6 protein-coding genes are annotated in these 4,374 nt (G+C 37.8%); 3 read left to right on the top strand and 3 right to left on the bottom strand.

From position 1 onward, the window contains the following. Positions 1 to 70 precede the first annotated feature (70 nt). Genes rsmI through HMPREF3103_RS04960 form a run of 3 tightly spaced genes read right to left on the bottom strand, consistent with a single transcriptional unit; the run spans position 71 to position 2,023 of the window. A complete protein-coding gene (gene rsmI / locus HMPREF3103_RS04970; protein ID WP_070437831.1) occupies positions 71 to 964 on the bottom strand; it encodes a 16S rRNA (cytidine(1402)-2'-O)-methyltransferase in 894 nt (297 codons plus the stop codon). After that, positions 939 to 1,262, bottom strand: coding sequence for a GIY-YIG nuclease family protein (locus HMPREF3103_RS04965; protein WP_070437828.1), 324 nt, complete (start codon positions 1,260 to 1,262; stop codon positions 939 to 941). Before HMPREF3103_RS04965 ends, rsmI begins: the two co-directional genes overlap by 26 nt. Continuing rightward, positions 1,259 to 2,023, bottom strand: a complete 765-nt coding sequence (locus tag HMPREF3103_RS04960) for a tRNA1(Val) (adenine(37)-N6)-methyltransferase (RefSeq protein WP_070437825.1) — start codon at positions 2,021 to 2,023, stop codon at positions 1,259 to 1,261. Before HMPREF3103_RS04960 ends, HMPREF3103_RS04965 begins: the two co-directional genes overlap by 4 nt. Before the next feature lie 217 nt (positions 2,024 to 2,240). Between HMPREF3103_RS04960 and HMPREF3103_RS04955 the strand changes: the two genes are divergently transcribed. From HMPREF3103_RS04955 to HMPREF3103_RS04945, 3 genes are read left to right on the top strand one after another with little or no spacing between them, the layout of a single operon-like run. Further along, entirely contained in the window at positions 2,241 to 3,680 is a 1,440-nt protein-coding gene (locus HMPREF3103_RS04955) for a DUF4097 family beta strand repeat-containing protein (RefSeq protein WP_070437822.1), read from the top strand. A gap of 5 nt (positions 3,681 to 3,685) precedes the next feature. Further along, the gene (locus HMPREF3103_RS04950) at positions 3,686 to 3,982 is read left to right on the top strand and encodes a PspC domain-containing protein (protein WP_039849196.1); all 297 of its coding nucleotides are present in this window, start codon (positions 3,686 to 3,688) and stop codon (positions 3,980 to 3,982) included. Then, the gene (locus HMPREF3103_RS04945) at positions 3,982 to 4,320 is read left to right on the top strand and encodes a phage holin family protein (RefSeq protein WP_070437819.1); all 339 of its coding nucleotides are present in this window, start codon (positions 3,982 to 3,984) and stop codon (positions 4,318 to 4,320) included. Before HMPREF3103_RS04950 ends, HMPREF3103_RS04945 begins: the two co-directional genes overlap by 1 nt. The last annotated feature ends 54 nt before the right edge of the window (positions 4,321 to 4,374 follow it).

The following is a 4,374-nucleotide window of genomic DNA, read 5'->3' as shown; positions in this document are numbered from 1 at the left end:
GATTTTGTGTCTAACTTTTGGGGTGCACTTCAGGATGTGTGTGCTTGGGCGGTATTTTTGTTGAAGCATTCTACTGAGAATGAACTTCCTTATAGACGTCTTGTTTTTTGAGACCTAGGTGTTTTGCAACAGTTTTGATGGCCTCTTTTTGGGATAACTGTTGCTGCTCCATAAACCATTCCACTTGTTGAGTAATCGAAAGAGAAGCATCGGGAGTGTTTTCTTTAGCACTTCCAGATAGTGCCGTTGCCACATCAGTAGGATTTTTATGTCCAACCAAGATACAACATTCTCCTTTCAGTTCTTCTTCCTGGAGTAAAAGAACAAGTTCAGAAGCAGTACCTCTAATGAACTCTTCATAACTTTTGGTTAACTCACGGCAGAGAACAACGGGTTGATTTTCCCCGTACACGTTTTGGATAGCTAAAAACGTGTCTTTTAGTCTAAACGGTGATTCGTATAAGATGACGGTTTCGCTATGCGTGCGTAACTGTTCTAATGCTTCGATTTTTTCTTTTTTCTTTCGTGGTAAGAATCCATAGAAGTAAAAAGGCTGAGGGACGAGTCCACTGGCAATTAAAGCTGTAATCCCAGCGTTCGCTCCCGGAAGCGGGATAACAGGAATAGAAGCTTCGATACAGGCTTGAACCAGTTCAAAGCCAGGGTCACTGATGGAAGGAGTTCCGGCATCGCTCACTTGTGCAATCATTTTTCCCTCTTTGAGCCACTCAATCACTTGAGGGATGCGTTCCTGCGTATTATGTTCATGAAAACTCTTTTGCGGAGTTTCAATTTCAAAGTGGTTAAGTAACTTTTGTGTATGACGCGTATCTTCGGCTAGAATTAAATCCACATCGCGTAGAGTATTCACAGCGCGGAATGTCATGTCTTCTAAGTTTCCAATGGGAGTAGGGACAAGGAAAAGCTTGCCAATTCCTTCAGTCCGATAACTTTTTTGTCTCATCTGTCTTGTCTCCTTCTAAATAGATAATCACTGGACGAGTGATACTTGCCCCCATCGTTTGTAGAAATATTTCTTTTTTGGGGCGAGAGAACTTTTTGAACGCTGCTTCTGCTTTCATCGCTTCTTGTTTTGTGGCGAATTCTTTAGCATAGAGCAGTGTGACGGGGGTTCTCATCCTTGTATATTTGGCCCCTTTTCCAGCGTTATGCGTTGCGATTCTTTTTTCTAAATCAACGGTATAGCCGGTGTAAAAGGTTTGATCCTTACAGAGTAGGACATACATAAAGAATTGACTCATGCTTTGTCCCCCCAGAGGATACTTCTGATTTTTTCAGTATATTCTTGTTGCTCATTAAAAACTGTAATCGGTGGCAACACCTTGAGTCCTCCTGGAAGGCCGTCCTTCATTAATTCAATAAGGACAATATTGCTTTCTTTTCCTTCTTTCGGGTATACAAATTGAACACGTTTAGCTTCCAATCTGTGCTGTCTTGCTTCTGTTAAGATATCACTCAATCGATCCGGCCTATGAACAAGATAGGCTTTTCCTTTCATCTTCAAGAGCCCAGAAATAGTCGCAAGTAAATCTTCTAGAGGCAAGTTCACTTCATGACGAGCAATCGTATAGGCCTCCTTGAGATTGGTCAGATTGGTTTCTTTTACCTTGAAATAAGGTGGATTGCAAGTGATGTAATCGACCGAATCTTTGGGGATAATGCCTTTTAAATTTCGAATGTCCTGATGAATAAAGGTAACGCGGTCTTCTAAACCGTTTAGTTGAGTGGTGCGCATCGCCATATCATAGAGTTGTTCTTGAATTTCGACAGCGGTAATCGGATTAGTGGTCTTATGACTGAGTAAAAATGCTACTGCTCCATTACCTGAGCAAAGGTCAACGATGGTCGCTTTTCTACGCTCTGCGATAGTTGCAAAATCCGCTAGAAGGACTGCATCCAAAGAAAAAGAGAACACTTCGCGACTTTGGATAATATCGATATTCTCTTTCTCGAGTCGATCAAGTCGTTCATGCGATTTTAATGTGACGGTTTTCTTTATCAAATTCCTTCCAACTCCTACTATAAACTGTATTCAAAGTGTATCAACAAAACAGCAGTAGCGCAAGATAAAGAAAGAGTGAAGACTTATTTAGAATACAACTTTAGGTTTAGAGAAGTTCGGGATAAAAATCAACCTTAGGACCTATGTTTTTATTTTTAACTTGCTTTACACTAAGGATGTAATCAAGAAACACCTAAATTTAAGGGGGAAGAAAACGATGAATCAAAAAGATAGAATTTTAGAACTAGTAGATAAAGGTATTATTTCAGCAGAAGAAGCGGTAGTCCTTTTAGAAAAAATGGGAGACAAGGCAGTAGAAGAGAAAGAACAACCTACAACAAGTCAATTGGATTCTATTATGGAAGGTGTGGCGAGTGCTTTCACTAAGTTTTCAGCAGAAAGTGATCAAACAGACGAAGCCATTCAAACAATTTTAAAACGAACAAAAGAAATTGATCGTCGAATCGACGAAATCAGAACCGCTAGCCAATTAGAATCGTTAACGGTAGATGAAGAAATGGAACTCGTTCGATTAGAAGAAGAAGCGGAGCAATTAAGTAATCAATATAAGAGCTTACTTCATGAAAAGAAAAAAGCTGATGAAAAAATGAAGGCAAAGAAAAAAGAAGAATGGGAAGAAACCATTCAAAAAGCGAAGAAGAAAGTACAAGAAACAGACTGGGAAGAAAAAACAAGAAGAACAGCAGGAAGCATTACTTCATGGGCTGCTAAATTTACAGATTCGATTGCAGCTACTGTTCAATCTGTTATAAACTCTGTAGAAGTCAACAAACCTTATACACAAGCGAAAAATGGTAAGAAAGTTCCTTATCATTTCCACCAAGTCATTGATGAAGCAAGTATCCTTGATTTTAAAGTCGCAAACGGAATTATCCGTGTGAAGTCAGTTCCAGGAAATGAAATGACAATTGAAGGGGAATGCCGAGTAGCTTCACAAGATGAAGAATATTTCGATGCGGAATCGTATATTAGAGACCGTGTAAAGGTTGAGGTAGATGAAGATACCATCTTTATTAAGAGCTTGAGTAAACAAGTTTACTGCGATTGGACCATCTCTTTACCAGAAAAAGAATATGATTATGTTTCGATGAAAGGCTTAAACACAACGCTTCATCTAAAAGAATTAAAAGGGAAAGATTATTACTTAGAAAGTAATAACGGAAATATTTTCCTAAAAGATGTCACAGGGGTTTTATTAGAGTCTGAAATTGTCAATGGGAACCTAAAATATGAACACTTAGATTTTAAAGATATCGTTTCTGAAACGGTGAACGGAAATATTAGCTTAGAAGGAGAATTCCGTGGAGCAAAATTTGAAACGGTAAATGGTAATATTAAAGTAGAAATTACTAGTCCACAAACGAAAAAAGTGGATGTTGAGACAGCAAACGGAAATGTAAAAATCAGTTTAGCCGAAGAATTAGGATTAGAAGCGAATTTAGAAACATCTCTAGGAAGTCTCCACTTTGATGAAACTATTTTTGAAGTGATTAAACAAAGAAAAGATTTAACAGAAAGAACAGCAGTGATTTGTAAGCAAAAAGAATTTATGCCACAAGTAGTTGCAGAAACAACAACTGGTAATATTCATGTAAATCAGCTACAATCAAAGACAGATAGTAAGAAAGAGGGATAAATAAAATGAAAAAGTTGAGAAGATCCAGAAATAACCGAATTTTTTGTGGAGTAATGGGAGGAATTGCGGAATACTTTGAAGTAGATCCAACAATTGTCCGTGTACTATTCTTGATTTTTTGTTGGACAGGTTTTCCAATTTTCCTCTATATATTACTTGCTATCATAATTCCAGAAGGGGGTTCTGAGTACCGTCGTCGTAATCGACAAGATACTTACTACTATACTTCTAGAAATAATCGTCCTCGTAAAACTGCTCGAAAAGTAGAAGATGAGGATAATGATGATTGGAGTGATTTTTAGTGTCATTTACTAAAAAAATTGCCATTAATACATTAGGATTTTTGGTAATTGCATGGTTTGTTCCACAGTTTTACGTTACAAACTGGGTAGCAGCGCTTATTGCAAGTATCGTTCTTGCGGTACTTAACTTATTTGTTAAACCGATTTTATTCCTTTTAACATTGCCAGTAACGATTGTAACGTTTGGATGCTTTAGCTTTGTGTTAAATGCGATGATGTTAAGTATTACATCATGGTTTGTCGGACCGGGATTCTCATTTTCAAGTCCGTTGATTACCTTAGTGGTGAGCATTCTATTAACGATTTTCCAACGCTTTGTTGAAAATCTAACAGATTAATGCAACAAAAAAGCGCCTTAAAGTGATATGTACCCAGAATCCTGGACACATTTT

It is taken from the genome of Granulicatella sp. HMSC30F09 (assembly GCF_001806915.1).
Taxonomy (GTDB): domain Bacteria; phylum Bacillota; class Bacilli; order Lactobacillales; family Aerococcaceae; genus Granulicatella; species Granulicatella adiacens.
Note: the sequence above shows the minus strand (reverse complement) of the source record. Positions and strands in the feature narration are given on the sequence as shown.